A 26,151-nucleotide genomic window follows, 5' to 3' on the forward strand; every position below is an offset into this window, starting at 1 on the left:
CCGCACCTCCCTTATCGATCTGCCGACCTCAACCCGCCGACTTGCCTGGCCTAGCCATAGGCGCGGCTCTGGCGCCACGCGCGACTTGTCAGATGTACAGTGGCACTGTACAGTCTGTTAAGTGGAGGAGGAGACGGCATGAGCAAGGCTTCCGGCCAAGCTTCGGCAAAGACGGGCGACGCACCGGCCGCTACGCATGCCCATCAGGTGCTGGGAATGCGCCTGAAAACCCTTCGGCTCGCCCGCAGGCTGTCACTGCGGGAGCTTGCCGAGGCAACCGGAACCAGCGCCAGCTTCATCAGCCAGCTCGAGCGCGGCCTGACCGGCGCCAGCACTGCCTCGCTCAACCAGATGGCTTCGGCGCTCGGCGTCAGCGTGGCGATGCTGTTCGAGGAAAGTGCCGAGCAGAACCATGGGGTCTTGCGGCGCAGCGAGCGGCCGAGCCTGCCGCCCAGCGACGGCTGCCGCAAGATGCTTTTGTCGCGCCCGCCGCTCAGCGACATGGAAGTCTATATCGGCGAATTCGACATTGGCGGCTCGACCGGGCCCGATCTCTACACCCATGGCGACGCGCACGAGATGCTTGTCGTCCTGCGTGGGGTCCTGGAGGTTTCGCTCGGCGACGCGCGCCACGTGCTCGAGGAAGGCGACAGCATCGAATACGCGACCTCGACGCCGCATCGCAGCGAGAACATCGGCAGCGGCCGCGCCGAGGTGATGTGGATCATCGCGCCACCGACCTCGGCGCGCGCCGAGCTCGACCAATATACGGCCTGGAAACCGCTCGCGGCCAGGTAGTTCCGATCAAACGCGGGTAGCAATGGGAGAATGACAATCATGCTGAAGTCGACACGTTTTGGCATTTGGCGCGGCGATGGTGCTCGGCTTTCTGGGCACGGCTGCGATGGCGCAGGAGAACCCTGTCGCCGGCGCGGTCAAGGAAGGTTCGCTGAAGGGCAAGACCCTGACGTTCGTCTCCTTCGGCGGCATCTACCAGGACGGCCAGGTGGCCGCGCTTAAGGAGTTCGTCGAAAAGTCCGGCGTCACCTTGCTCAATGACGGCCCGACCGAGATCGCCAAGCTGCAGGCGCAGGTGGAGTCCGGCAACGTGACCTGGGACGTGGTCGATACCGCCGACTTCCCGCCTTACGTCTATTGCGGCAAGCTGTTCCAGAAGCTCGACCTCTCCAAGCTCGACGTCTCGCACATTCCAGAGGGCCAGGTCAGCGAGTGCTCGGTGCCGGCGATGAACTATGGCGTCGTGCTGATGTACAACACCGAGAAGTACAAGGATAACCCGCCCAAGAGCTGGGCCGACTTCTTCGACACGGCAAAGTTCCCGGGCGTGCGCGGCATCGACGGCTCCGGCGACTTCACCGGGGGCCTCTTGGAGCAGGCCCTCAAGGTCGGCGGCGGCGATCCGAAGGCGATGACGGCAGCCGATATCGACAAGGCCATCGACGTGGTGCGTAAGCTCGGCCCCGACACCATCTACTGGAAGACGGGCGCCGAATCGCAGCAGCTCGCCGAATCCGGCGAGGCCGACATGCTGATGATGTGGACCGGCCGCGCCATGACCGCGGTCAAGAACGGCGCCAAATACGCGCCGGCTTGGCAGGACTGGCTGGTGGTGATGGACCAGATGACCATTCCCGTCGGCGTCAAGGACACGGATGCCGCCTATGCGCTGCTCAATGCCTATCTCGGCAAGCAGTCGCAGGAGGTGCTGACGCAGACGACCTCCTATACGCCGATCAACAATGAGGCGCAGCCGAAGGTCGACGCCTCCGTCGCCGCCTTCCTGACCAACACGCCCGATCGCCAGAGCCAGGGCTACAAGCAGAACATCAAGTTCTGGGTCGAGAACTTCCAGGCGGCGCAGGAGAAGTGGTCGGCGATGATGGCCGGCAACTAAGGGGCGAACGGAGACAAAGGTCGTGAGCGCGTCCGATTCCACGATCCAGCCCGCCGCCCTAGGGTGGCCGGGACGGGCGTGGAGGCCGTACGCGCTCGCGCTGCCGGCGCTCATCCTGCTCATCGCGGTGATCGGCTATCCGCTGCTCACCATCGTGCTGCGCAGCCTATCGGAGCCGGAATGGGGCGTGCAGAACTATGCCTGGTTCTTCGGCGCGCCCGTCAATCTCACGGTTCTGCGGCGGACTTTCACCATCTCGGCCTGGGTGACGCTGGTGTGCGTGGTCTCGGCCTATCCTTACGCCTATCTCATGACTGCGGTCGGACCGCGCGTCCGGTTGATGCTGGTGCTTTGCGTGCTGATCCCGTTCTGGGTGAGCGGGGTGGTGCGCACGTTGTCATGGGTGATCCTGCTGCAGGATTCGGGCGTCATCAATTCGCTGCTGCGCGCGGCTGGCTTCAGCGGCGTCAAGCTGATCCGCACCCAGACCGGCGTGGTGATCGGCATGGCGCAGGTGCTTTTGCCATTCATGATCCTGCCGCTCTATTCGGTCATGAAAGGCATCGACCTCAGGCTAATGCGAGCGGCGCGGAGCCTCGGCGCGTCACCGTTCCGCGCGTTCTTCACCGTCTACCTGCCGCTGTCGCTGCCGGGCGTCCATGCCGGTGCCATCATCGTCTTCATCCTGGCGCTGGGCTTCTACATCACGCCGGCGCTGCTCGGCGGCCCGCGCTCGACCATGCTGTCGACGCTGGTGCAGACGCAGGTGCTCAGCCTGCTGCAATGGGGCCGTGGCGGCGCGATGGGCGTGGTGCTGCTCGTCGCCACCTTCCTGCTGCTGGCGCTGGCGGCGCCGGTGATGCGCTCCAGGCACCGGGAAGCGGGGCGACGCTGATGGAGATGAAGCCCCTCACGCGCGTCGTCCTCGGGCTCGTCTGCCTGCTGGTGGCGATATGGCTGGTGGCGCCGACGCTCGTCGTCGTGCCGATGTCGTTCAACGCCAACAAGTCGCTGGCGTTTCCGCCGCAAGGCTTCTCCTGGCAATGGTACCAGAACTTCGCCACCAGCCCGGAATGGTCCACCAGCTTCCTGAACTCGCTCAAGGTTGCCTCGTTGGTGGCGGTGCTGGCGACGGTGCTCGGCACGCTGGCGGCCTTTGGCCTCGACCGCATGAAGGCGCGGCCGGCCAACCTTTTGCGGATGCTGATGCTGACGCCGATGGTGGTGCCCGGCGTGGTGCTGGCCATCGGCATTTATGCCGTCTATCTCGACACCCACCTGGTCGGAACGATGCTGGGCTTCGTGCTTGCCCACACCATCCTTGCGCTTCCTTTCGTGCTGATCGCCGTCTCAGCCAGTCTCGAAGTGTTCGACAGGCGGCTGGAGACGGCGGCGGCGAGCCTCGGCGCCGGTGCGCTGACGACGTTCCGCACGGTAACGCTGCCGCTGATCCTGCCCGGCATCCTATCCGGCCTGCTGTTCGCCTTCGCCACCTCCTTCGACGAGATCGTCGTGTCGCTGTTCATCACCAATCCCTACCTGAAGACATTGCCCGTGCAGATCTTCTCTTCCATCACGCGCGACGCCGACCCGACGGTCGCCGCGGTCGGCACGATCCTTTTGTGCGCCACCACGATCCTGATCGGTGGCGGCATGCTTCTCCTTGGCCGCGAGCGGAAGGGACGCCAATGAACCCAAGGCAGGCGAGCAAGGGCGCGGCGATCGACCTGGAGTCGATCAGCAAGGCCTATGGCGGCTTCAAGGCGCTGGACGGCGTCTCGCTTCGCATCGAGCCCGGCGAATTCATGACGCTGCTCGGGCCAAGCGGCTCCGGCAAGACGACGACGCTCAACGTCATCGCCGGCTTCACCGATGTGACCAGCGGCAAGCTCCTGGTCGGGGACAAAAGCGTGGTCGGCGTGCCGGCGCACAAGCGCAACATCGGCGTCGTCTTCCAGCACTACGCGCTGTTCCCGCACATGACGGTCGGCCGCAACGTGGCCTATCCACTGACGTTGCGCGGCGTCGGGCAGGATGAGCGCAAGGCGCGGGTGACGCGGGCGCTCGACATGGTCAAAATGGGCGACTTCGCGCATCGCTACCCTAGCGAATTGTCGGGCGGCCAGCAGCAGCGCGTGGCGCTGGCCCGCGCCATCGTCTTCGACCCCCCGCTGCTGTTGATGGACGAGCCGCTCGGCGCGCTCGACAAAAAGCTGCGCGAATGGCTGCAGCTTGAGATCAAGCGCATCCATCGCGAGCTCGGCACCACCTTCGTCTATGTCACGCACGACCAGGAAGAGGCGCTGGTGCTCTCGGACCGCATTGCGGTGTTCAATCGCGGCCAGATCGAGCAGGTCGGCACCGGCCGGCAGCTCTACGACGAACCGGCGACGCTGTTCGTCGGCCGCTTCATCGGCGACTCCACGGTGTTGCGCGGCGAGGCGCGGAGCGACGGCACGAGCACCGCGCTCAGCATCGCCGGCGAGACGGTGACGGCGCCAAGGCGCATCAACGGGGAGGCCAGCCCGGTGATGCTGCTGCGTCCAGAAAAGCTGGCCATCCGCCGGCCCGGCCACAACGGGGCAAATGGCGCCAACCGGCTGCCGGGGACAATTGCGGAAGCCATCTATCTCGGCTCAGGATCGAAATACGAAGTCAGGCTCGCCGACGGCTCCACGGCGATCGTGCGCTCGCCGCTAACCGGCGACAGCTTTGGGCTGGGAGAGCAGGTGGAGCTTTGCTTCGACGGCGCCGACGCCAAGCTTTTGGCCGACGACAGCGCCGCCGACACGACGCTGACCTGATCCCGATCAATCCGCCAACCAATCCGGAAGTCATCCCATGCAAGCCAAGCGCAACGGCGACATATCGTTCTGGTATGCGGATATCGGCGGGGTTCCCGCGCCGCGGCCGCCCTTGCCCGGCGATATCGAGGCCGATGTCGCCATCGTCGGCGCAGGCTACACCGGCCTTTGGACCGCCTACTATCTGAAGAAGGCGAGACCGTCGCTGCGCATCGCGCTGATCGAGCGCGAATTCGCCGGCTTCGGCGCGTCGGGCCGCAATGGCGGCTGGCTGTCGGGCGGCTTCACCTGGTCGCGCGAGAAATATCTCAAGACCTCGACCCGGCGAGGTGTCAGCGCCATGCAGGCGGCCATGGCCGGCTGCGTCGACGAGGTGATCCGGGTGGCGGCCGCTGAGAGCATCGATGCCGACATTCGCCGCGTCGACAATCTGACGGTGGCCACCAACCCGGCGCAGCTCGAACGCGCCCGCGAGGAGTGCGAGACGATCCGCGCCTGGGACGTCGATCCGAACCGCGTCGAGATGCTCGATCAAGCGGCGACCCGGGCGCGCATCAATGTCCGCAACGTCCTTGGCGGCTTCGTCGTCCATGGCCAGGCGCGGGTGCAGCCGGCCAAGCTGGTGCGCGGCCTTGCCGCCGCCGTCGAGCGGCTGGGTGTGCCGATCTACGAGAAGACGACGGTGACCGCCACCGCCAAGGGCTGCGTGACGACCAACCGCGGCACGGTGCGGGCAGAAACCATCATCCGCGCCACCGAGGGTTTTACGGCTGGCATTCCCGGCGAGGAACGGACCTGGCTGGCCCTCAACAGCGCGCAGATCGTGACCGAGCCGCTGTCGCCTGAACTGTGGCGCGCGATCGGCTGGGAAGGGCATGAGCTGCTCGGCAGCGCCGCCCATGCCTATTGCTATGCCCAGCGCACGCGCGAGGGGCGCATCACCATGGGCGGGCGCGGCGTGCCCTATCGCTACGGCTCGCGCACCGACGTCAACGGCCAGACGCAGCAGGCGACGATCGACCAGCTGCATCAGATCCTGACGACGCTGCTGCCGCAGACGGCGGGCTGCCGCATCGAGCATGCCTGGTGCGGCGTGCTCGGCGTGCCGCGCGACTGGTGCACGACGGTTGGCCTCGACCCGACGACCCGCATCGGCTGGGCCGGCGGCTATGTCGGGCTCGGCGTCTCTAGCTCCAACCTGTCGGGGCGCACGCTCGCCGACCTGATCCTTGGCCAGGACACGGAGCTTACGCGCCTGCCTTGGGTCAACCGCAAGGTGCGGCGCTGGGAGCCGGAGCCCTTCCGCTGGCTCGGCGTGCACTCGATGTACCAGCTCTACCATCTCGCCGATCGCCGTGAGGCCGCCGGGCTTTCGCACACCTCGAAGCTTGCCGCCCTCGCCGACGCCATCACCGGCCACTAGAGCGTTTCGCAATTGCGGACAGGAAACAGCTGCTTGCTTTTCCTGGAATCGCTTTGACCCATGGAGCCCAACTTGATCGACCTTTCGACCTTCCACGACCTCGCCACGGCCCTTATCGGGGCGTTCTCACCCAAGCCGACCTCCATTGAGGGAGGTCAGGTCGAGGCGGTGCGCTCGCTCTTCCGGTCGCCTGACGGGACCATCGATATCGGCATCTGGGAGTGCACGCCCGGCCGCTTCACCGCCGATCGTTCCGGCTCGTCGGAGATCTGCCATATCATTTCCGGCCGCGCTGAAGTGAGCCGTGCCGACGGCAAAATGCGCGAACTCGGACCGGGAGACCTGCTCGTCCTGCCGCAAGGGTGGAAGGGCGAATGGCTGATCCACGAGACGACACGCAAGCTCTACATGATCCAGAGCGCCGGCTGAATGGCGAGGTCGATCTTCCGAGCCGAAAGACGCAGGTTAGTGATCGATCGGCCCCTTGGGTGAGACAAGGGTCGTGCCGGCAGTAGTCGGGCGCTCGATCATGCGGCGTACGCGCGGCGGCTCCTCGCCGCTGTGAAGCGCGCGGATGCGCTCGCCGACCACGGCGTCGGCATGGGTGGCACGCCTGTTGTGACGGATGTACTCGACCCAGGTCGGCGTGTGGTAGTGCTCGATCCAGATGCCTGGATTTTCAAGATCGCGGGCAAGCGTCCAGTTGCGGGCGCCGTCGCGGCGGCGGATGCGCCCGCGTTCGGCCATGGTGGCGAGGAATTCCGGCTCGTCCTCCGCGCGGATGACGTATTCGATCATAATGGCGATCGGGCCGCTGCGCGGCTTCAAGTCGAGCGCCAGCATCGGCTCCTTGAACCTGTTGAGTGGATCGAGGTTGAGGACGGTCTGCTTCGGCAAAGGCAGGAAGAAGCCAATCGCGCCACCCGCCAGCATGGCGATGGCGGCCGCCATCAACGCAGCCTCGGCGCCATGGGCGTCGGCGACGACGCCCCAGATCCAGCTGCCCAGGGCAATGCCGCCGAAGGTCGCCGTCTGGTAAATCGACAGCACACGGCCCACCACCCAGCGCGGCGTCGACATCTGCACCGTGACGTTGAAATGCGAGAGCGCGATCACCCAGCAGGCACCGCCGACAAGCAGGCCGGCCGACGTCTGCCAGGCATTGTGGCTGACGGCAGCGTTGAAGGCGCAGAGCGCAAAGCCGGCAAAGGCGGCGCGCACCATCGTTTCGCTGGAGAGCAACTGCCTCAGCCGCACGCTGATCAGCGCGCCGCCGACCGCGCCGATGCCGAAAGCGCCGAGCATGATGCCATAGGTCAAGGCATCGCCCTTGACGACGTCGCGCGCCACCAGCGGCAGGAGCGCCAGCACGGCGCCGGCGCTGAAGCCGAAGGCCGAGCCTCTCGCCAGCACCTTGCCGATATTGGGCGACATCGCGACGTAGCGCAGCCCCGCGCCCATCGCCGCGCCGAGTGCCTCGCGCGGCAACGTCGGCGCGGGTACTTCCGGCTTCCAGCGGAACAGCACGACGATCAGTCCGATATAGCTGACGGCATTGGCGGCAAAGGCGGCGGCTGCACCCGCGGCGGCAACGATGACGCCGCCGATCGCCGGGCCAACGCTGCGTGTGATGTTGAAGCCCATCGAGTTGAGCGCGATCGCCGCCGGCACCTTGGCGCGGGGCACCATGTCGCCCACCGAGGCCTGCCATGACGGGCTGTTGAGCGCCGTACCGCTGTCGATCAGGAAGGTAAAGGCAAGCAGCGTCCAAGGTGTCATCCAGCCGAACCAGGTGAACACGGTGAGCAGCGCCGAGACGACCAGCATGAACGACTGCGCCACCAGCATCACCTTGCGCCGGTTGAAGCTGTCGGCGATGGCACCGGCAATGAGCGCGAACAGCATGATCGGCAAGGTGGTCGAGGCCTGGACCAGCGCCACCTGGTAGGAGGAGGTGGCGATCGTGGTCATCATCCATGCGGCGCCGACGCCCTGGATGAGGCCGCCGAAGTTCGAAACAAGGCTGGCCGACCAGACGGCGCGGAAGATGCCGTGCCGGAACGGCGCCAGCGCCGAGACGCGTTCGCTGTCCGGCTCGTCGTCGATCATCCGTGCTGTCCCGCTTCACATGTCGTTGGCCCAGCCGACGCGGATGTCCATCTCCGGAGATGGAGCATGGCGACGCGGGGCGGACCCTTGCCTGAAAAAGATTATGCTCCAACAACAGGATAGCGAGGCAAAAATACGTCCTGGCGCGGCTAAGCCAATGGTCTGGCCGCCTTGGACCAACCGCTGCTCAATGCGCGCGCGCATCCGCGGCGGCCGCATGCAGCGCCTGGGTCAGGCTGTCCGCCGTCTCGCCGCCGGCATTGAGGCGCAGGAACAGTTCCATGCCGACGAGGCGCAGCCTCGAGGCCTCGTCGCGCTTTGCCAGGTCGACAAGGTCTTCGACGGCGGCGGCCGGCCATTTCAAGGCATCGCGCAGATAGCCGCCGCGCAGCAGGCCCTGGCTACCCTGGGTGAAGCCCGACGAGATCTCGAAACCTTTCTTCGGCGCGTAGACATTCTCGCGCGGCAGGTGCTTTTCGGCGACCTTCTTCAAAAGCCACTTGCCGGTCCTGCCGCGCAATTTCTGACGCCTCGGCAAATGGATCGCGAAATCGATCAGCCGGTTTTCGAGGAAGGGAACCCTGAGTTCCACCGAGGCAGCCATGCTCAGCCTGTCGTGTCGGTTGAGCAAGTCCTGCAGATGCGAATAGAGATCGTAGAGGCAAGCTCCGAGGAAGGCGCGATCGCCGAGCGGCGTCACTGGCTCAAGCCGGTCGAATATCCTGGTCTGGAGGAAGTTGAGTTCCGGCGACAGCGCCCTGAGCACGAGATTGCGCTCCGAGGCGGAGCTATTGCCGGTCGATGTCTTGAAGGGCGCATGGCGCATGCGCCCGAATTTGCGATCGAGCCAGCGCCGCGAGCGGAACAGCCGTCCCGGCCATGACCATGCGCGCCAGGGCCGCATGCTTTCGGCCTGCCATTTGTAGCCGCCGAAAAGCTCGTCGGCGCCTTCGCCGGTAAGCAGCACCTTGACGCCGTCGGTCCGGCATTGCTCGGCAAGCGCCAGAAGCCCGACATGGCTTGCGTGCCAGCCGTCGCTCTCAAGATGCCAGACCGCTTTCGGCCAGAGCTCGAGGAACCGGTTCCTGTCGACCGGCACCCGGCGCAGGGGGACGCCGGCGCGACGGCCGGTCCGTTCGGCGTTTTCCGCCTCGCTGCGGCCAAGCCGGGGATCGACGACATAGCCGTGAATCTCCGGCCTGAAGCGCTTCGACAGCGCCGTAATCAGACCGGAATCGACGCCGCTGCTACAGGCCGTGGCGATGCTGGCGTCGGCGATGCAGTGGATATCGACGCTGTCCTCGATCAGCGCTTCGAGCCGCGCCATATGCTCGTCGTCGGAGGTCCGGTCGCCGATGATGCGCGCCGCCTCCAGCACGTCGAGGACGTGCCAGAAGCAGCGCTTCTCGATGCCCGCTTCGGTGATCTTCCAGAGGCCGGCCGGTGGCAGCCGTTCGATGCCGTCGAACAGGCTGTGGCTCGAATCGCGGTGCTGCCAGGCGAGCCGCAAGGTGATCTCGCGCGCATCGATGCGGCGGGCAAAACCGTCGCTGGCGAGGATCGCCTTGTCCTCGGAAGCGAACAGGATCCGCTCGGCCGTCTCGGCCACCGCCATCGGCTTGATGCCGAGGCGGTCGCGGGCGAGCCACAGGGCGTTGTCGCGCGCGTCGAAGTAGGCAAAGGAAAACATGCCGTCGAACAACGGCACGGCCTTTTCAGGACCCCAATGATGCAGGGCCTGCAGAACCACTTCGGTGTCGGAGACGCTGCGGAAAACGCAGCCTTCCGTCTCGATCGTCTGGCGCAGCGAGCGGTAGTTGTAGACCTCGCCATTGTAGGCGAGCACGCCCTCGCCGCATGCGGTCAGCATCGGCTCGCGGGCGGCGGGCGAGGGATCGATGATGGCAAGCCGGCGGTGCCCCAGGGCGAGCCGGCTGCTGCTCCAGCTGTCGTGGTCGTCCGGTCCGCGATGCGCCAGCGCCTGCATCATGCGGGCGATGTCCGACAGGTCGCCGGCGCCGATCGGGTCGCGCTTTCGCCAGACGCCGGCTATTCCGCACATGGCCTGCCGGCCGGTTTAGTCTGCCCCATGATTTTCGAAGACCGCCTGAGACCAGTGGCGCCCACGCCGCGCAATTCACAATCTAGCCGCAACAGGGCTGCCCGCAAGCCGTCCGGTGAGCGCAAGGAGTAGGCACTCCGCCTCCCGCCTCAGAAGCCGTGCTCGATACGCTCGAAGATGACGTTGGTGAAGGCCGATATCTGGCCGCCGATGAACGGGCCGGTCAGTGCCACCACCAGCATGATGGCGACGATCTTCGGCACGAAGGTCAGGGTGATTTCCTGGATCTGGGTCAGCGCCTGGATCAGCGCGATGCCGATGCCGACCGCCATTGCCACCAGCACCACCGGCGCGGAAGCGGTCAGCACCGTCCACACCGCGTACTGGACGATATCGAGCGCGTCGGCCTCGTTCATGCGTTGTGACCCAAGCCGGTCGCTAGCTGGCCGGCTTGATCGTGACGCCGGGGCCGACAGCGACTTCCGTGCCGTTCTGCAGCACCGCGATAAGACCACTGCTGGCCAGGCGCACGGAGGCCACCGTGCCCGACGTCTTGCCGTCAGCGGATGTGATCGAACGGCCGATCAGCGCATCGGCCTGCGACAGGGCCGAGGACTGCATGATCTGGTCGAGCTTGGTGTTGGTCTGCACCGATTGCTCGACCTGCGAGAAGGTGGCGAGCTGGGCGACATACTGCGTCGAGTCCATCGGCTTTGTCGGATCCTGGTTCTTCATCTCGGCGATGAGGAGCTTCAGGAACGACTGGTAATCGACGGCGGTCTTGGAGGTCGACGTGGTGGTCGAATTGGCACCGGTCGGTATGGCGGTCGTCATGTCCACGTTCATCAGTATCGAGCTCCCACGGCCATTGGGCGCGGCGCGCCCGGAACATCGTCGTTGCCGCCAAGCGCGCGGCGTTCGAGCGGATAGAGCGCGCGGATCGCCTTCAACGCCTCATAGATATGGTCCTCGCCGACCATGCGGTCGATCTGCTTCAGCGCACTGCAGATTTCGGCGTCCTCGAAGCTCGCCAGCAGCATGGGCAGCGAGCGTCGGAACATGTCACGCGCCTCCGACGCGCCCGACGGGTTCATCAGCATGACCTGCAGGATGAAGTAGAGCTGCCTGAGCGGAGTCGACGCCTGGTCGGCCTGGATGACGTGGCTTTCGAGCAGGAACTGCACGTCGTTCATCAGCTCGATCGTGACCTTGCGGTCGACGCGGATGACGGCGCCGTTGATGTAGATCTTCTCGTTCGGCTTCAGCGATATCTTCAGCGTGTTGGTCATTGAATGCCATCCCGGATGATCTGGGACACCTCGATCAGGCCCTCGAAATTGTTGGTGCGGCCCTGGCGGATGTCCTCGGCCTCGCGCAGCAGCCACAGGCCGATGGAGATCAGGTTGGCGCGCAGTTCCTTGGGCAGGGCGTTGTCGCTGGAGCCGAGATCCTCGACGAAGGTGGTCCAGATGCGGTTGGTGAAGTGCAGCGCCTCGATCGCTTCCATGGAATCCTGGCCGACCGCGGCCGCGGCCGACAGCATGTCGATCGAGCGGGTGAGCAATTCCCGCTCGCGGTCCTTGGCGTCGGTGACGGAGTCGGTCTGGATGTCGGCGTAGGAGAATTGATACATCGTCGGGGCTCTGCCGTTCCGGTGGAAGTTTTCAGGTCAGGTAATTCAGCAGGCTGAGCTGCTGCAGGCGCGCGGTCAACGCGAAAGAGGTCTCGATATGCTGCGTCAGGTCGGCGACGCGGGTCGCGGCCTCGGCGGGATCGACGCCCTCGAGATCGATGATATGCTTCTCGAACAGGTCGACCTGGGTCTTCATGCGGTCGCTGGCGTCGGAGACACGTTTCTGGGTTAGGCCGACCTCCGAGCGCACCTGGACGATGCCGCCGATGGCCTCGCCGACCAATGTCTGGGCGCGGCTGACGACGGTGTTCTTGGCGGCATCGCTGATGTTGCCGGAGAACAGGTTGGCGACCATCGCCGCCGCCATGGCGAGCTTGCGGATGCCGTCCTCATTGGCGCTGACCGAGGTCTGCGTGGTTTCGTTCAGCGCGATGCGGCTGGTGATCTGCTCGTCGGTGGCGTTCGACCAGGTGCCTTGCCAGCCCGAGCCGAGGAATTGCGGCTCGATGCTGGTGGTGATGAAGTCGTCCATCTGGGCGGCAGTGATGTTGGCCGCGGCCGGGTCGCTCTGGGTGAAGCCGAAATAGGCGACGAAGGAGGCGTCGAAAGCGGCCTTGGCGGGCGAGCCGGCGGCGGTGAAATCGTCGACCGGCTTGACGTCGGTGTTGGTGCCGGCGAACAGATACTCGCCATTCACGCTGGTGTTTAGGATGCCGGTCATCTGCTGCAGCGCCGACGCGCCGGCCTGCTGGGTGATGCTGGTCGAGGAATCGCCGGACACGGCGCTGGTCAAGGCCGAAAGAAAGTTCTGCGCGACGTCGGAGAGCTGGCCAAGCGCATCCTGCGTCGATGTCAGCCGGGCGGCGACCAGCGCGTTGGAATCGATGATGCCGTTCAGCCGGTCGAGATCGCGCTGGAAGGTCACGGCCTGGGTCGTGCGCCCGCCGAGCGCCAGGCCGACATCGGCGACCTTGCCGGTCGTTGACTCCTTCGTCGCCTTGACCAGATCGGACTGCATGCGCATCTGCTGGTAGCGCATGGCGTTGGATATTGCGGCTGAGGAGACGGCTGTCGCTTTCATCGATTATCCCACGGCATTCATCAGGGCGTCCAGCATGTCGTCGACGGTCTTCATCATGCGGGCGGAGGCCTGGTAGGTGTGTTCGAGGTCGAGCAGCAGCGACATTTCCTGATCGACATTGACGCCAGTGTCGTTGGACAGCGCCTCGGCCGTGCGCGTCGCCAGCGCCTCCTTGGCGTCGGCGGTGGTCGAGGCCTGCTGGCGCACGCCTTCGAACCAGCCGATCGAGTTGGCGGCGTAGTCGGCGACGCTGGATGTCGCCGTGATACCGGCGGCGGCATCGAAAGCCATCGGCTGGTCGAGCCGGTCGCCATAGGCGATCAGGAGGTTGGCGTAGGACGAGCCGGAAGTGTTGAGGACATAGGCAGCGCCATTGGCGCCGCCGTCGCGCAGCAGCGCCGGGGTCATGGCGGCGTTGACGCTGATCGAGCCGGCAAGGCCGTCGACCAGCGTGCCGGCGGCGGGAATGCCGGGCGCGCCGGACCAAGTAAACAGGCCGGCGGCATCGGGCTGCGACGAGGAGGTCTCGGCAAAGGCGGTGATGAGCCCGCGGGCGGTCTCGTCGAGCTGGCTCTGCATGGTGGCGGCGACGCCGTCGCGCAAGGTGATCAGGCCGGCGAGCTTGCCGACGGCGCTGGTATTGCCGCCGCTGCCGGCCGAGAGCGGCACGTTGTCGATGGAGATGGTGTTGCCGGGAGTGCCGGCGGTGTAGCCGGACGAGGGCGTGAAGGTCACCGAGCGCGGCACCGTCTCGAACAGCGTCGTGCCGTCCGTGGTGGTGATGACCATGTCGTTGTCGCCGCGCGTGAAGGTCGAGACGGGAACATATTCGGCGATCTTCTTCAGGATCGCGTCGCGCTGGTCGAGTGCGTCGGACACGTCGGTGCCCGAACGGGTTCCGGAAATGACGGCCTTGTTGGCGTCCTGGAACTGGCTGAGCAGCTTGTTGAGGTCATCGACCGCGGTGGCGATCTGACCGTCGGTCTGGGTGCGGAAATCCTGGATCGCCTGGGTGCCGTCATTCAGCGAGCGCACGACGTCCCTGGCCGCGTCGATGACGCTGGCGCCCAGATTCTGGTTGGACGGCGTCGTCGCGTAGAGTTGCAGCGCCTGCTGCAGATTGGCGATCGCGGTCGAGGGCGAGGACGCGTTGTCGACGCCGTTGACGGCCAGCTCCAGCTGGTCCATACCGCTGTAAAGCGCGCTCTGGCCGCTCCATGCGGAGAGCGCGCTCAAATTCTGCCGGAACAGGAGGTCGTTGGCCGCCCGCTGGATCTCCACCGAGCGGGCGCCCGGCGCCGTGCTGGTGACGACAGCCGTGCGGCGGGCATAGTCGCTATTGGAAGCATCGGCGACATTGCGCGAGACGATGCTGGTCTGCTTCGAGGTGGTCAGGAGCGCCGACTGTGCGATGCTCAAGGCGGAGGTCAGCGACATGCGGGTCTTTCACGGGCCGGGGCCCGACAGTTATCTCTTCAGGTTGACAAGGACATCCATCAGGTCGGAACCGGTCTGGAAGACTTTCGAATTGGCGGTGTAGCTGCGCTGCGCCGCGATCATGTTGGTCAGTTCCTCGGCGATATCGACGTTGGAATTTTCCAGCGCGCCGGAGACGATCGAGCCGAGCTTGCCTTCATTGGCGAAGCCGATGCGCACCGCGCCGGAATCGGTGCTCTGCGCGTAGACGTTGCCAGGCAGGGCGGTGAGCCGGTCCGGGCTCGTCACGTCGGCCAGCGGGATCTTGTAGAGCGGCTTGGTGGAGCCGTCCTCATACTGTGCGTAGATGATGCCGTCCTGGCCGATCTGGATTTTCTCGATCGTGCTCGGCGCGTTGCCGTTGACCTCGGCCTCGGAAACCGTGAAGCCGGTGCCGAGCTGGGTCAGCTTCGACATGTCGAGGTCGAGGGTGGAGCCGTTCGGCACGGTGAAGGAGATGCCGGTGGTGGCGCCGGTGAGCTTGCCGGTGGTGGTGTCGAAAGTCAGGTTGGCCGAGGCCAGCGCGCCGCCGGTATAGGGGAAGGACGTGCCGGCCGTGGCCTTGGACTGGTCGAAGACCGAGACCTCCCAGGCGCCTGAGCCGGTGTTGGTGAAATAGACGTCGAGCAGCACCTTGTTGCCGAGATTGTCGTAGGCGACCAGCGACGACTTCGAGGTGTATTCAGCGGTCGCGCTGTTGCTGGACGGCAAGGCGCCCGCAGGCGGGGTGGCACCCGCCGGCAGATTGCCGCTGAAGACGCCTTCGGTGCTCGGCGTCGCGGTCATTTCCTGGTCGGAGATCTGCACGGGCTCCAGGCCCTCGAAACCGTTGGCCGTCGCCGCAGGATCGCCATTGGCGTAGCTGTAGGCCATCAGCTGATAGCCGGCGGCATTGACCAGCCTGCCCTGGGCGTCGGCGACAAAGGCGCCGGCGCGGGTCAGATAGGGCGTGCCGCTCGGATCCTGCACGACAAAGAAGCCATCGCCGTTTACGGCAAGGTCGGATACCGAGGTGGTGTATTGCAGCACGCCTTGCGAGCTGATGGCGGAGCGGATCGTCGTCGTGACGCCGCCCGAATTGTAGGCGCCGCCGGTGCCCGGCATGATCAGCGTCGAGAATTCGGCGGAGGAGCGCTTGTAGCCCGTAGTGTCGGAGTTGGCGATGTTGTCGGCGACCGTGGACAGGCGATTGGCCTGCGCGTTCATGCCGGAGACGCCGGTCCGCATCATTCCGTAGAGGCTCATCGAAACGTCTCCTCAATACCCACGACGGTGGGGCCCATGACAGTGGCCGCGAGCCTATGCCGCGTGTCTTGCGCGAGGCTGGCGCGGGTTTCGGCCATCAGAACACCAGCCGGTAGCCGAGGAAGCGCTTGGAATCGATCGGATCATGGCCGAGCTTTTCGCGCAGCTTCTTGCGCAGCTTGCTGATGTGGCTTTCCACCACGTTCTCCTCGACCTCTTCGTCGAAGATGCCGTAGATGGCGTTGAATACCTGGGTCTTGGTGACCCGTCGGCCGCGGTTGCTGGCGAGATATTCGAGGATGCGTCGCTCGCGGCGCGGCAGAGGCAGCGGCTCGCCGTCGATCTCCGGATCACGGCCGTCCATGAAGATGCGCATCGAGCCGACCTCGGTATAGGTCACGTCCTCATGCGCGCGGCGGCGGATGGCGGTGATGCGGGCCAGAATCTCGCGGATGTGAACCGGCTTGCGGATGACGTCGTCGACGCCGCTCTCGAACAGCCGCAGCGTGTTTTCGAGCGAGTGCTGTTCGCTGAGCGCGATCACCGGTGCGCCGGTGCGGTCGCGGATCTGTCGCGGCGAGATCGCACCCTCGCGGCAGTCGCCGATGAGGAAGGCCCTGACCGAGCGCAGATCGGTGTCGGCGGCCGAGCTCACCCACTCCCCGAACTCGCTCGGCGCGAAGCCCGCGCTGGCGACCCCCTCGCGATCGAAAAGTGAGCTGTAGCCTTCAGTTACGAGCTCACGCTCGTCTACGATCACGATCATCGGCCCGCCCTCCGAATCATCTCATTTGCCCCGTGGAAGGAGGCGTAACCGGTGGCGGGAATCCTGAACAACCGTCATTTCTTGTAGCTATTTTCTTGGGAGTTTTTTGGGGACCCGAAAATAAGCGCGGTCGCATGGGTCTATCGACTGTGTGTCGACGCTTGCCGTTTCGAGCGAAGCGGCAGGCGCCGCGAGGTCAGAAAGATCCTGTGCGCCCGTGAGTGACCATGCATCTATGGATTGCAGAAGGCGCGGGCGTTGGGCGTCCATTTGCCGAAGCCGGTGGCGACCATGTTGGCGATGACGCGACAGACATAGACCTTCTGCGCGGGGTCGTTGTCGGGGCCGGCGTGATAGCGGGCCACCGCCATCGACCAGGTCACGTGGCGGGCATGCAGGCTGGCCAGGAAGCGCGCCGCGTAGTCGACATTCTGGCGTGGGTCGAGCATGTCGTCGACGCTGCGGAAATGCGACGCGTGATAGTGATGGTTGATCTGCATGCAGCCGAGATCGATCAGCGTCTTGCCCTCGCGGCGGGCGTTCTCGAACGTCGCCATGGCTTCGGCACGGCTCCGCGGAAAAACAGCTTTTCCTTCTATATTCATAGCGTTAGGCTGGAGGCTGCCCTTGTTTCCGGTTTCCGTCAGGCCAACCGCATAGAGGATGCCGGCCGGCACGCCGTAGCGGTCGGCGGCGCGCAGGATCTCGGGTTCGCAAGGATTGGCGGCGGCGCTCGCGGCGCTGATGGCGGCGCTAGATAAACATGCCGTCGCCAGTGCGCTCGCGAGCAGGCGAAGCAGCGCGGCCGCTGTCCGGTGTGTCATTGCTGTTGTTCCTTCCCGGCTGCTGACCGCCGGAGCCGGCATTGTTGCCGCTCGAGTTGCCGGGCTGAAAGGCGGATTGCTCGCGGCCTGGCGACATCGGCAGCGAGCTGTTGGCGTCGACGCGCGCGGCGGCTGGCGTTGCTATCGAAGGTTGCATCACCGTGACCGTGTCGACGTCGAAGCCAAGGTCGCGCAAGGACCTGGTGATCGCCTCGCTGTCGGCGGTGAGACGGCGGTGCGCCTCGTGCGTTTCCGGCTTCAGCTCAATCGAAAGTTGGTCCCCGGAAAGCCGCAGGCTGGCGGTGACCATGCCGAGTTCGGCAGGGTGAAGCTCAATCTTCAATATATGTGTCGGAATGGCAACAGAAGCGGCCGGTTGCGAGCCTGTCGAGGTGGTCGAAAACGCCTGCGGCAGACCCTTGTCCGAGGCCAGCGCGTCGATCAGCGCCGATGCCGTCTGACTTAGCGGGTTCTGCGCCGGAGCCGGGAAGCTCTGCTCGGCGACGACGTCGATGCGTGCGGCCGACGATGACTGCTTTGCCTGTTCCGAAGGCGTGGCCGAACGGATCGCGTCAAGGGCTTTCGACGACGGCGCAGATCGCTTTGCCGGCGATGCCGGCACGTCCGCGGGCGTCTGGTCCTCCGGTGGCGATGCGGCTCCATCGTCCCGGCGCGGCAGGTCCTTGAAGACGGCTCTGATGGCTTCCGGCTGCCGGAGCTTCCCGGGGAAGTCTTCGGCGCTCGCGGCGCGCTCGGATCGCGAGAATGCACCGGGATCAGGGATCTGGAGGCCGGGCGTTGCGTCCGATTTCTTCAAGGTGGAGAGCAACTGAGCCGGCGGCTGGCCGTCCGGCGCCGGCTCACTCGCCTGGCCATCGCCGGCGTCTTCCTGTCCGCCCGCCTTGGCCGACGCCTGGAAGCGGCCGATATCGTTGAGCGCCATCAGCAATGGCAGGCTGTCCTGAAGTGGGCTCGCATTTGCGCTCCGCGCGGCCGTGTCGGTCTCCTTCGAGGCCTTGTCCGTATCAGTATCGGCATCGCTGTCGACGGCCTTGCCGGCTGGCGGCTTTGGCGCGGCGGTCGTCGCCGTAGCGTTGCCGTCAGGCTGCGCCTTGCCGGCGTTGGCAAACGCCCGCCGGTTCCATCGCGCATCGTGGGGTCCAGTCTCGGCCGGTTGCTGGTTTTCCTGGGCGGACTGCTTTTCGGCGTCGCGCAGCAGGTCGCCGAAGCTCGTGGCCTCGTTCTTCGCCGCCGGCGCCGCCGACTTGGACGTCACGTTTGTGGAGACAAGTCCCGTGAGGGCATGGCCGAGGCTGGAGGTCATTTGGGAGCTGCTCCAAGCAGTTGGTCGATCTTGTTGAGTTGGCGGCGCGTCTGCAACATCGCGGCGTCGGTGGCGTCCTGCGGATCGAGGCCGGCTGACGATTCCGGCGTCGGCGAGGGCTGAGCCGCCGCCGTCCCGGCAGATGCCGCTGCCACTGCCGGCGCTTCGGCCGCGGCCGGCTCCGGCGCCGACGGCGCGGCCGTTGCCGGGGCCGGCATATCCGGGGCGAACGATGCCGAGGGCTGCGCGTCCGCCGGTTTCGTTGCGGAAGCGGAGGCCTCGACCGCCGGCTGCTCGGACATCGCGCCCTCGACCGGCGGCAAGTCAGCGTCTTCCTGTCTCTCCGCCGCAGCGATCTCGGCGGCGGGTTTCCCAGGCGCAGATTTGGCGGCGTCGGTGTCGGGCTTCTCGACGGCCGGGACCGCCGGCCGCGCGACAACTTCGCCGGCGACGGCTTGCGCGGCATCGAGCAGCGCACGGTCGCTTTCCGAGAGCTTGCCGCGATCGATCTTCTTCAGCTTGGCGCGCACATCGTCGATGGTGCTCGAAGTCACCGTGGACAGGCTGGAATAGAGCTGGGCGCGCGGGTCGTCCTCATTGCCGTTACCGTCGCGGCCTTTCTCAGCCATGGCCGAGGCGAAGGTGGAGAGCGCGGTCAGACCGTCGATCGCCGCCCGGCGGGCGATACGCAGATAGATCACCTTCTCGCGCTCGGGATCCATCATCGAGGTGATGTCGGCCAGCTTGTCCTGGCTGACCGCCATGTGCAGTTGAATGACGCCGGAGACGAAGGAATCGGCGAACTGGCTGGCATAGGGCGAGTGGAGATAGCTGGCGACATATTGGGTGGAGGCGAGTGCGAAGCGCGCCGCATCGCCCTGCTGCGCGGCAATGCCGACCGAGCGGCGAAGCGCTGCTTCCTCGACCAGCGTGCCTGGGCTGAGCAGGCGGGCATTGTCGAGCAAAGCGAGCGCCGCGGCCGGCTGTTCGGTGGCCAGCAGCGAGCCCTTGACCAGCGCCAGGAAGGCGCCGAGGTCGGTGGGCAGCGCCATCGGGTCGATCGGCTTAAGCGTTTCGATCGCCTCGGCCGGCCGGCCGTTGAGATAGCTGATGATGCCCCTGGCGATGGCGAGGCTTTGCGGGTCGGTCTCGGCACGCGAGGCGGCAGCCTCGACGGTGACGGGATTGCCGCCGCTCATGCCGTAGACGAGCAGGGCGCGAAAGTTCTTCGGTTCCTTGAAATCCGCCGCATCCGCCGCGCGCAGACGCGCATCGGTCATTTCGAGCAGCTTGGCCTGCATCGGCAGCGCCGCGTGGTCGCCGGCGGCGATGCGGTCCTGCACGAGCTGCAGCGAACGCACCAGTTGGTACGGCTGCAGGGCCTCCTCGGCAATGCCCGCCGATGGCGCCGCGGCGCTCAGCAGCAGCAGGCCGATGGCGCGGCCGATGACGGTCGCACCTCTCATCCGCCCGTCGCCATCAGGATCTCGATACGCCGGTTGGCGGCCGCCAGCGGATCGGCCGCATCCTTCGGCTGGCGGTCGGCGAAGCCCGCGACCTCGGTGATGCGGCGCTCGTCGACGCCGCCGCGCACCAGCATGTAATAGGCCGAATGCGCGCGCGCGGTGGACAGGCGCCAATTGTCGTAGGTGTCGCTGCGGAACGGCCGTGAATCGGTATGGCCGTTGATGCTGATCGTGCCTTTCTGGCTGTTGACGATGCGGCCTATCTTCTCCATGGCCAGCACCAGCTCGCGGCGCGGCAAGGCCGAGCCGATCTCGAACATGCCGAAATCCAGCTGGTCGGTGATCGAGATGACGACGCCCTTGTCGGTCGCCTCGACCGAGACGCCGTCATGCAGCTTGTCGCCCGGCTTGAAGGCTTCGGCCAGCTGCTGCTTGACCTCGGCTGCCGCCGCGACGGTGGCAGCGCTCGGCGCCTTTTCGCCGACATCGGGTCTTGCCGCCGCTTCGGCCTTCGCGGCTTCCGGCTTTGCGGTCTCGGCCTGCTCCTTGTTCTCGGTGCCTTCGCCTGCCGCCGCTTCGCCCTTAGTAGCTTCGCCTTTTGCAGCCTCGCCCTTGGCGGCTTCGACCTTCGCGGTTTCAGCCTTTGCCGTCTCCGGCTTGGCATCCGCCTTGTCGAGAGCCGTTTTCGCCAGGGGTTCGAGCGGCGCGTCGATCACCGGCGGCGTGGCCTTGACCTTCGGCACCTGAGTCTCAGCGACCTTTTCGCCAGGCTTTGCTGGATCGCCATCGATCTTGGCGCGCTCGGCGCTTGCCTCGGCGCCGGGCGCGGCAACCTGCTGCGACCAGAAGTCCGGCGCGAAGGGATCGCGGTAGGAATCGCCGCCGGAAGCGCCGGTCGCCGGGCCGGCATTCTGCGCGCCGCCTTCGCCCTTGGCGCTGACATTCTGCATCACACCGGTATCGGTGGCGATCTCCGACAGCACGGCGTACGGATCGGCAAACAAATGTTCGTCGGAAAGGTCGGAGTTCTGCGAGGCTTCCTTCGTCTGCCTGCGATCCGAGGATCCGGCCCCGCCCTTGCCGTCCTCGCCGGCCTTGCTGGCGCCGTCCTGCGGGTTGTCGGCCGTCAGCCCAACCTTGCTCGGACCGTCGCCGAGGTCCTCCAGGCCCTTGCGGCTGGAATTGCGGTCGATCAGCTCGACCGGATTGAAGTAGCTGGCGACGGCCGCCTTGGTCTGCTCGTTGGCGGCATTGATCAGCCACATGACCAGGAAAAAGCACATCATGGCGGTCATGAAGTCGGCGAAGGCGATCTTCCAGACGCCGCCATGATGACCGTCGTCGTGACCGTCATGATTGCGCTTGACGATGATGATCTCGTGCCTGGCCTCACCGGCATCGACAGCGCTCATGAGAGAACCTCGGACAGCGAAGCCGACCACTCGGCGATGCGCGTCTCGAACACCGCCTCGTCGATGACGACGGCCAGGTCGAAGCCGGGCGACTCGACGAAATCGAGCTGGGAGGCGCGCGTGTCGAGCGAGGCCGCCAGCGTTTCGAACAGGGACAGCGGACCGCGCACGGCGATGCGCACCGCCTCGGAGTCGGCGACGGCCTCGCGGATCGTGCGCGCAAGCGCGTCCAGAGAGCGCTTCTGCAGGTCATCGCTGACCATGCCGCCGATGATGCGGGCAAGGGTGGCGCCGACGAGTTCGGTGACACGCGCCTCCATGGCATCGATGCGCGTGGCGACGGCCTGGCCGACATCGCCGCCGAAGCCTTCGAGAAAGACCTTTGCCTCGTCGGCGTTGGCCTGGCGCTCGGCGTCGAGCGCGGCGTGGTGGGCAGCGGCGAGGCGCGCCTCGAGCGCCGTTTCCGCATCGGCGACCGCTTCGGCGATCAAAGTGCCGATGTCTGCCTGAGGCGCGGGTTCGTCCGGGTTGCGTTCGGGTTCGGCCGCGGCCTGCGGGTGGCCGGCGCGGGGACTGCGGGTTCCGAAATCGGGCAGAAGATCGAAGAGGGCTGCTGAGGGCATGGTCTATCCGGCGACTTCCTGGGCGGCCCATTTGCGCAGGATCTGCGCGGTGCGCTCCTCGTTAAGGTCGACCATGCGGGCGAGCCGCTCCTGCGGCGCGGGCCTGATCTTCTGGCGAAGGTCGTCAAGCGGGGTGGTGCCCGGGCGGCCGCCCGGCAGCGCGCCGGCCTGCGCGGCGGTTCCGTCGGAACCGATCGCCGCCACCGCGGGCTCGGGCGTCGGCAGCGAGCGCTGGACCTCGTCGAAGCTCGGGCCGGCGATGGCCGGCTTGGCGGACGCCGTCAGGGCCGCGGCCATCGGCCTCAAGCCGAAGAAGGCGACCAGGAACACCACGACGATGAAGGCCCCGGCATTGATCATGGTGCCGGTATATGTCCCGATCGAGGCCATGATGCCCGGCTGCTCGATCGGCTCGCCGTCGAGCCCGTCGATGAACTCGACCGCGGAGACGTCGATGACGTCGCCGCGTTTGTCGTCGAAGCCGGTGGCCGAGGCCACCATCTTCTGGATGTCGGCGACGCGCTTGGCGATCTGCTCGGGCGTGGCGTCCTTGCCGAGAATGGTCGCCAGGCGCTGCTGGTTGACGACAACGGCGATCGACATCTTGGTGACCGTATAGCCGTTGGAGACGGTAGCTATCTTCTTGGAGTTGATCTCGTAGTTGGTGATCTCCTCCTTGCGGTCGTTCTGCGAGGTCGATTGCGGTCCCTCGGTGCTGGCCGCCTGGGTCTCGGGCAGGTTCTGCTCGACGCTGGTCGGGGTCGAGGCCTGCTTCTGATTGCTGTTCTCGTTGGTGCGCACCGACTGGACGGAGCGCTCGACGCGGGACTCCGGATCGAAGATCGTCTCTTCGGTCTGGCGGGTGTCGGTGTTGACGTCGGCCTTGACGCTGGCGCGGAAATTGTCGGGGCCGAGATAGGGGGTCAGCGCGCGGCGGATGTTGTCGCCGATCTGCGCCTCGACCGTCTGCTCGACGCCCAGCGTGCGGGCCGCGCTGGTGTTGGACGGGTCGTCGCCGGCGGCCAGCAGGTTGCCATTGGAATCGAGCACCGTCACCTTGTCGGCCGCCAGGCCGGGAACGGCGGCGGCGACCAGGTGACGGATCGACATGGCGCTCTTTTCGGCGTCGATACCGGCATAGCGGATGACCACCGAGGCCGAGGGCTGCTGCTCGTCGCGGCGGAAATTGGCGCGCTCGGACATGACGATGTGGACGCGCGCCGCCTTGATGCCGGCGATCGACTGGATGGTGCGCGCGATCTCGCCCTCCAGGGCGCGCACCCTTGTGATCTGCTGCATGAAGGATGTCAGGCCGAGCGAGCCGACATTGTCGAACAGCTCGTAGCCGGCATTGGCGCTGGTCGGCAGGCCCTTCTCGGCGAGCATCATGCGAGCCTGCGCGGTGGTGCCGGCCGGCACCAGCACTGAGGTGCCGTCGGCGCCGACATCGAAGCCGATGCCGGCCTCGCCCAGCACCAGGCCGATCTGGTTCACGTCGGAGCGCTCGAGCCCGACATAGAGCGTCTCGTAGGCGGGACGGTTGAGATAGATCGAGGCCACGCCGATGACGGTCATGACGAGCACCGCGATGCCGCCCAGCATGGCGAGGCGCTTGACGCCAAATGCCCTGAGATTCGAGATGATGCTCTGGATCTGTTCCGGCACGTTCCAACGGCTCCCAGCATGACTGTCCGTCGGAACACTAGACCGCGAAGCTTGTGCGAGGATGATAGGCGGAAGGCAAAAGGCCGCGCTTGCGGCGCGGCCTTCGATGCAATGGAAAGATCAGCCGGAATATCAGCTCTTGAACAGGGCCAGGATCGACTGCGAGTTGCCGTTGGCGATCGACAGCGACTGGATCCCGAGCTGCTGCTGCACCTGCAGCGCCTGCAGGCGGGTCGATTCCTTGTTCATGTCGGCGTCGACCAGGGCGCCAACGCCCTTGTCGATCGAGTCCGAGAGGTTCGACAGGAAGCTCTTCTGGGTGTCGATGCGCGACTTGGCGGCACCGAGATAGGCCGCGCCCGTCGAGAGCTTGGCAAGCGCCGTTTCAACGCTGCCGAGCGCCGTATCGATTGCGGTGTCGGTGACCGCAGCGGCGCTCGGGTCGAAGAAGGTCGTGGCGAGAAGGCCGCCTACGATGCCGCCCGTGCCGGCAATATCGAGAACCTGCGTGTCGGCGGCCGCGACGTTGATGGTGTCGATGGCGACGGTGGTGCCGGTGCGGTTGTAGGAAGCGACGATCTGCAGGTCGGAGGCGACGAGGCCGTCGTTCTGCAGCAGGTTCGAGCCGGCATAGCTGGCATTGGTGACCGACGACTTGATCTGCTCCTGGATGGCCTTGATTTCGGTCGCGATCTTCTGCTGGTTGTCCTGGCTGGCGCCGCGGGCGGTGACCAGCTTGGCCTTGATCGCGTCGACCTGGTCCTTGATGTCGGTGATGGCGGTGTAGGCGGTGTCGACCTTGCCGGCGCCGAGGCCGAGTGCGTCCTGCACCGCCGACAGCGCCTTGTTGTCGGAACGCATGCTGGTAGCGATCGACCAGTAGGCGGCGTTGTCGGAAGCGGTGGCGACGCGGTAGCCAGTCGAGATGCGGGCCTGCGTCGTTTCAAGCGCCTTGTTGGTGGCGTTTAGGCTCTGCAGCGCGGTCAGCGCCGCGGCGTTCGTCATGATACTTGCCAAGGTACACCCCTTCTCAAAGCAGGCATGCCTTACGCATGCCGGTCAACCCGTTTGGCGGGGGCGTCATGCCTGTCGACCAACTGGTCTGCCCGTCATAAGTGAATGGTTAACCATAACTAGCGCGACATCGTTAATGGCGCGTTAAAGCCATGCTTTGGCGAGGGAAAATGACAAGGGTTTCACAAATGAAAATCGGGCCGCGCTGATGGCGCGGCCCGATGCAGATGACTGGAGTTCAGGAGGCGATCAGCCGCGGAAGAGCGACAGGATCGACTGCGAATTCCCGTTGGCGATCGACAGCGCCTGGATGCCGAGCTGCTGCTGGACCTGGAGGGCCTGCAGGCGGGTCGATTCCTTGTTCATGTCGGCATCGACCAGCGAGCCGACGCCCTTGTCGATCGAGTCCGAGAGGTTCGACAGGAAGCTCTTCTGGGTGTCGATGCGCGACTTGGCGGCACCGAGCGATGCGGCACCGGTGGACAGCTTGCCAAGCGCCGTTTCAACGCTGCCGAGCGCGGTGTCGATGGCAGTGTCGGCGACAGCGGCAGAGCTCGGATCGAAGAAGGTCGTGGCGAGAAGGCCGCCGACGATGCCGCCCGTGCCGGCGACGTCGAGGACCTGCGTGTCCGCAGCCTTGACGTCGATGGTGTCGATGGTGACGGTCGCGCCGGTGCGGTTGTAGGAAGCGACGATCTTAAGGTCGGACGCGGCGAGGCCGTCGTTCTGCAGCAGGTTCGAGCCGGCGAAGTTGGCGTTGGTGACCGACGACTTGATCTGCGCCTGGATGGCGTTGATTTCGGTCGCGATCTTCTGCTGGTCTTCCTGGCTGGCGCCGCGGGCGGTGACCAGCTTGGACTTGATCAGGTCGACCTGGTCCTTGACGTCGTTAATGGCGGTGTAGGCGGTGTCGACCTTGCCGGCGCCGAGACCGAGCGAGTCCTGTACGGCCGAGAGCGCCTTGTTGTCCGACTTCATCGAGGTGGCGATCGACCAGTAGGCGGCGTTGTCGGAGGCGGTGGCGACGCGGTAACCAGTCGAAATACGCGACTGGGTGGTCTCGAGCTGCTTGTTGGTGTTGTTCAAGCTCTGCAGCGCGGTCAGCGCCGAGGAATTGGTCATGATACTGGACATGGCTACTCGTACCTTGATTTTACACGTGTTTTTTTGACATACCGGCTTTTCCGGTATGACGGTGCGGCATCATGCCAATGATCGTTGATTGAGATCACCCGCCATCTGGGGGACTATGCTGGCAAGTCCCTACCAAAGGCCTAAACGCGACGGTTAACCGAAAATATATTGCAGG

The 26,151-nt window shown here is 65.7% G+C and carries 25 protein-coding genes; 7 read left to right on the top strand and 18 right to left on the bottom strand.

The annotated features are described in order from the left end of the window. The first annotated feature begins 138 nt into the window (after positions 1-138). The 7 genes from EJ073_RS28025 (at position 139) to EJ073_RS28055 (ending at position 6,571) form a co-directional block, all read left to right on the top strand. Positions 139-798 (top strand): XRE family transcriptional regulator, encoded by a 660-nt coding sequence (locus EJ073_RS28025; protein WP_126058459.1) that lies wholly within the window; start codon positions 139-141, stop codon positions 796-798. Between the two features lie 106 nt (positions 799-904). Beyond that, a complete protein-coding gene (locus tag EJ073_RS28030) occupies positions 905-1,915 on the top strand; it encodes a PotD/PotF family extracellular solute-binding protein (protein WP_245455784.1) in 1,011 nt (336 codons plus the stop codon). Between the two features lie 22 nt (positions 1,916-1,937). Then, positions 1,938-2,810: an ABC transporter permease gene (locus EJ073_RS28035; protein WP_126058460.1), complete on the top strand. Its 873-nt coding sequence runs from the start codon at positions 1,938-1,940 to the stop codon at positions 2,808-2,810. Then, complete coding sequence (locus tag EJ073_RS28040) at positions 2,810-3,607, top strand: ABC transporter permease (protein ID WP_126058461.1); 798 nt, start codon at positions 2,810-2,812, stop codon at positions 3,605-3,607. Before EJ073_RS28035 ends, EJ073_RS28040 begins: the two co-directional genes overlap by 1 nt. Then, positions 3,604-4,719, top strand: a complete 1,116-nt coding sequence (locus EJ073_RS28045) for an ABC transporter ATP-binding protein (RefSeq protein WP_126058462.1) — start codon at positions 3,604-3,606, stop codon at positions 4,717-4,719. Before EJ073_RS28040 ends, EJ073_RS28045 begins: the two co-directional genes overlap by 4 nt. 37 nt (positions 4,720-4,756) lie before the next feature. After that, positions 4,757-6,142 carry an FAD-binding oxidoreductase gene (locus EJ073_RS28050; protein WP_126058463.1) on the top strand — a complete coding sequence of 462 codons (1,386 nt, stop codon included), beginning with the start codon at positions 4,757-4,759 and terminating at the stop codon, positions 6,140-6,142. 60 nt (positions 6,143-6,202) lie between these two features. Next, a complete protein-coding gene (locus EJ073_RS28055) occupies positions 6,203-6,571 on the top strand; it encodes a cupin domain-containing protein (protein ID WP_126058464.1) in 369 nt (122 codons plus the stop codon). A gap of 36 nt (positions 6,572-6,607) precedes the next feature. Here the strand turns inward: EJ073_RS28055 and EJ073_RS28060 are convergent, their stop codons facing one another. From EJ073_RS28060 to EJ073_RS28145, 18 genes are all read right to left on the bottom strand, one after another. Then, the gene (locus EJ073_RS28060; RefSeq protein ID WP_126058465.1) at positions 6,608-8,251 is read right to left on the bottom strand and encodes an MFS transporter; all 1,644 of its coding nucleotides are present in this window, start codon (positions 8,249-8,251) and stop codon (positions 6,608-6,610) included. Positions 8,252-8,438: 187 nt separating this feature from the next. Further along, a complete protein-coding gene (gene asnB, locus EJ073_RS28065) occupies positions 8,439-10,313 on the bottom strand; it encodes an asparagine synthase (glutamine-hydrolyzing) (RefSeq protein WP_126058466.1) in 1,875 nt (624 codons plus the stop codon). Positions 10,314-10,462: 149 nt separating this feature from the next. Then, entirely contained in the window at positions 10,463-10,729 is a 267-nt protein-coding gene (gene fliQ, locus EJ073_RS28070; protein ID WP_126058467.1) for a flagellar biosynthesis protein FliQ, read from the bottom strand. A 22-nt stretch (positions 10,730-10,751) separates the two neighbouring features. Further along, on the bottom strand, positions 10,752-11,159 hold the full coding sequence (flgD, locus tag EJ073_RS28075; RefSeq protein WP_126058468.1) for a flagellar hook assembly protein FlgD: 408 nt from the start codon (positions 11,157-11,159) through the stop codon (positions 10,752-10,754). Beyond that, complete coding sequence (flbT, locus tag EJ073_RS28080) at positions 11,159-11,602, bottom strand: flagellar biosynthesis repressor FlbT (protein ID WP_126058469.1); 444 nt, start codon at positions 11,600-11,602, stop codon at positions 11,159-11,161. Before flbT ends, flgD begins: the two co-directional genes overlap by 1 nt. Further along, positions 11,599-11,946 carry a flagellar biosynthesis regulator FlaF gene (gene flaF, locus EJ073_RS28085; protein WP_126058470.1) on the bottom strand — a complete coding sequence of 116 codons (348 nt, stop codon included), beginning with the start codon at positions 11,944-11,946 and terminating at the stop codon, positions 11,599-11,601. The genes flbT and flaF overlap by 4 nt, the downstream gene beginning before the upstream one ends. Before the next feature lie 31 nt (positions 11,947-11,977). Next, positions 11,978-13,027 carry a flagellar hook-associated family protein gene (locus tag EJ073_RS28090; protein WP_126058471.1) on the bottom strand — a complete coding sequence of 350 codons (1,050 nt, stop codon included), beginning with the start codon at positions 13,025-13,027 and terminating at the stop codon, positions 11,978-11,980. 3 nt (positions 13,028-13,030) lie between these two features. Continuing rightward, the gene (gene flgK, locus EJ073_RS28095; protein WP_126058472.1) at positions 13,031-14,464 is read right to left on the bottom strand and encodes a flagellar hook-associated protein FlgK; all 1,434 of its coding nucleotides are present in this window, start codon (positions 14,462-14,464) and stop codon (positions 13,031-13,033) included. A 30-nt stretch (positions 14,465-14,494) separates the two neighbouring features. Then, complete coding sequence (locus EJ073_RS28100; protein ID WP_126058473.1) at positions 14,495-15,748, bottom strand: flagellar hook protein FlgE; 1,254 nt, start codon at positions 15,746-15,748, stop codon at positions 14,495-14,497. Between the two features lie 97 nt (positions 15,749-15,845). Then, on the bottom strand, positions 15,846-16,514 hold the full coding sequence (locus tag EJ073_RS28105) for a response regulator transcription factor (protein ID WP_126058474.1): 669 nt from the start codon (positions 16,512-16,514) through the stop codon (positions 15,846-15,848). A 233-nt stretch (positions 16,515-16,747) separates the two neighbouring features. Further along, positions 16,748-17,338, bottom strand: a complete 591-nt coding sequence (locus tag EJ073_RS28110; protein WP_245455392.1) for a transglycosylase SLT domain-containing protein — start codon at positions 17,336-17,338, stop codon at positions 16,748-16,750. Further along, a complete protein-coding gene (locus tag EJ073_RS28115; protein ID WP_126058475.1) occupies positions 17,268-18,662 on the bottom strand; it encodes a flagellar hook-length control protein FliK in 1,395 nt (464 codons plus the stop codon). Before EJ073_RS28115 ends, EJ073_RS28110 begins: the two co-directional genes overlap by 71 nt. Continuing rightward, the gene (locus tag EJ073_RS28120) at positions 18,659-20,128 is read right to left on the bottom strand and encodes a chemotaxis protein MotC (RefSeq protein WP_126058476.1); all 1,470 of its coding nucleotides are present in this window, start codon (positions 20,126-20,128) and stop codon (positions 18,659-18,661) included. Before EJ073_RS28120 ends, EJ073_RS28115 begins: the two co-directional genes overlap by 4 nt. Continuing rightward, entirely contained in the window at positions 20,125-21,540 is a 1,416-nt protein-coding gene (locus tag EJ073_RS28125) for a MotB family protein (protein WP_126058477.1), read from the bottom strand. The genes EJ073_RS28120 and EJ073_RS28125 overlap by 4 nt, the downstream gene beginning before the upstream one ends. Beyond that, positions 21,537-22,163 carry a hypothetical protein gene (locus tag EJ073_RS28130; RefSeq protein WP_126058478.1) on the bottom strand — a complete coding sequence of 209 codons (627 nt, stop codon included), beginning with the start codon at positions 22,161-22,163 and terminating at the stop codon, positions 21,537-21,539. The genes EJ073_RS28125 and EJ073_RS28130 overlap by 4 nt, the downstream gene beginning before the upstream one ends. 3 nt (positions 22,164-22,166) lie before the next feature. Beyond that, a complete protein-coding gene (gene fliF / locus EJ073_RS28135; RefSeq protein WP_126058479.1) occupies positions 22,167-23,828 on the bottom strand; it encodes a flagellar basal-body MS-ring/collar protein FliF in 1,662 nt (553 codons plus the stop codon). Positions 23,829-23,960: 132 nt separating this feature from the next. Next, positions 23,961-24,845: a flagellin gene (locus EJ073_RS28140; RefSeq protein WP_126058480.1), complete on the bottom strand. Its 885-nt coding sequence runs from the start codon at positions 24,843-24,845 to the stop codon at positions 23,961-23,963. A gap of 246 nt (positions 24,846-25,091) precedes the next feature. Then, entirely contained in the window at positions 25,092-25,976 is an 885-nt protein-coding gene (locus EJ073_RS28145; protein ID WP_126058481.1) for a flagellin, read from the bottom strand. Between the last annotated feature and the right edge of the window lie 175 nt (positions 25,977-26,151).

Origin of the sequence: Mesorhizobium sp. M4B.F.Ca.ET.058.02.1.1 (assembly GCF_003952505.1) — a bacterium.
In the GTDB taxonomy this organism is placed as follows: Bacteria; Pseudomonadota; Alphaproteobacteria; order Rhizobiales; family Rhizobiaceae; genus Mesorhizobium.

Coding starts and splice junctions, on each gene's coding strand:
- EJ073_RS28145 (WP_126058481.1), bottom strand. CDS start 25,976: ATGTCCAGTATCATGACCAATTCCTCGGCGCTGACCGCGCTGCAGAGC.
- flaF (WP_126058470.1), bottom strand. CDS start 11,946: ATGTATCAATTCTCCTACGCCGACATCCAGACCGACTCCGTCACCGAC.
- EJ073_RS28055 (WP_126058464.1), top strand. CDS start 6,203: ATGGAGCCCAACTTGATCGACCTTTCGACCTTCCACGACCTCGCCACG.
- EJ073_RS28025 (WP_126058459.1), top strand. CDS start 139: ATGAGCAAGGCTTCCGGCCAAGCTTCGGCAAAGACGGGCGACGCACCG.
- fliQ (WP_126058467.1), bottom strand. CDS start 10,729: ATGAACGAGGCCGACGCGCTCGATATCGTCCAGTACGCGGTGTGGACG.
- EJ073_RS28105 (WP_126058474.1), bottom strand. CDS start 16,514: ATGATCGTGATCGTAGACGAGCGTGAGCTCGTAACTGAAGGCTACAGC.
- EJ073_RS28045 (WP_126058462.1), top strand. CDS start 3,604: ATGAACCCAAGGCAGGCGAGCAAGGGCGCGGCGATCGACCTGGAGTCG.
- EJ073_RS28090 (WP_126058471.1), bottom strand. CDS start 13,027: ATGAAAGCGACAGCCGTCTCCTCAGCCGCAATATCCAACGCCATGCGC.
- EJ073_RS28030 (WP_245455784.1), top strand. CDS start 905: ATGGCGCAGGAGAACCCTGTCGCCGGCGCGGTCAAGGAAGGTTCGCTG.
- flgK (WP_126058472.1), bottom strand. CDS start 14,464: ATGTCGCTGACCTCCGCCTTGAGCATCGCACAGTCGGCGCTCCTGACC.
- EJ073_RS28060 (WP_126058465.1), bottom strand. CDS start 8,251: ATGATCGACGACGAGCCGGACAGCGAACGCGTCTCGGCGCTGGCGCCG.
- EJ073_RS28050 (WP_126058463.1), top strand. CDS start 4,757: ATGCAAGCCAAGCGCAACGGCGACATATCGTTCTGGTATGCGGATATC.
- flgD (WP_126058468.1), bottom strand. CDS start 11,159: ATGAACGTGGACATGACGACCGCCATACCGACCGGTGCCAATTCGACC.
- EJ073_RS28040 (WP_126058461.1), top strand. CDS start 2,810: ATGGAGATGAAGCCCCTCACGCGCGTCGTCCTCGGGCTCGTCTGCCTG.
- EJ073_RS28100 (WP_126058473.1), bottom strand. CDS start 15,748: ATGAGCCTCTACGGAATGATGCGGACCGGCGTCTCCGGCATGAACGCG.
- EJ073_RS28125 (WP_126058477.1), bottom strand. CDS start 21,540: ATGAGCGCTGTCGATGCCGGTGAGGCCAGGCACGAGATCATCATCGTC.
- flbT (WP_126058469.1), bottom strand. CDS start 11,602: ATGACCAACACGCTGAAGATATCGCTGAAGCCGAACGAGAAGATCTAC.
- EJ073_RS28130 (WP_126058478.1), bottom strand. CDS start 22,163: ATGCCCTCAGCAGCCCTCTTCGATCTTCTGCCCGATTTCGGAACCCGC.
- EJ073_RS28120 (WP_126058476.1), bottom strand. CDS start 20,128: ATGAGAGGTGCGACCGTCATCGGCCGCGCCATCGGCCTGCTGCTGCTG.
- EJ073_RS28110 (WP_245455392.1), bottom strand. CDS start 17,338: ATGACACACCGGACAGCGGCCGCGCTGCTTCGCCTGCTCGCGAGCGCA.
- EJ073_RS28115 (WP_126058475.1), bottom strand. CDS start 18,662: ATGACCTCCAGCCTCGGCCATGCCCTCACGGGACTTGTCTCCACAAAC.
- asnB (WP_126058466.1), bottom strand. CDS start 10,313: ATGTGCGGAATAGCCGGCGTCTGGCGAAAGCGCGACCCGATCGGCGCC.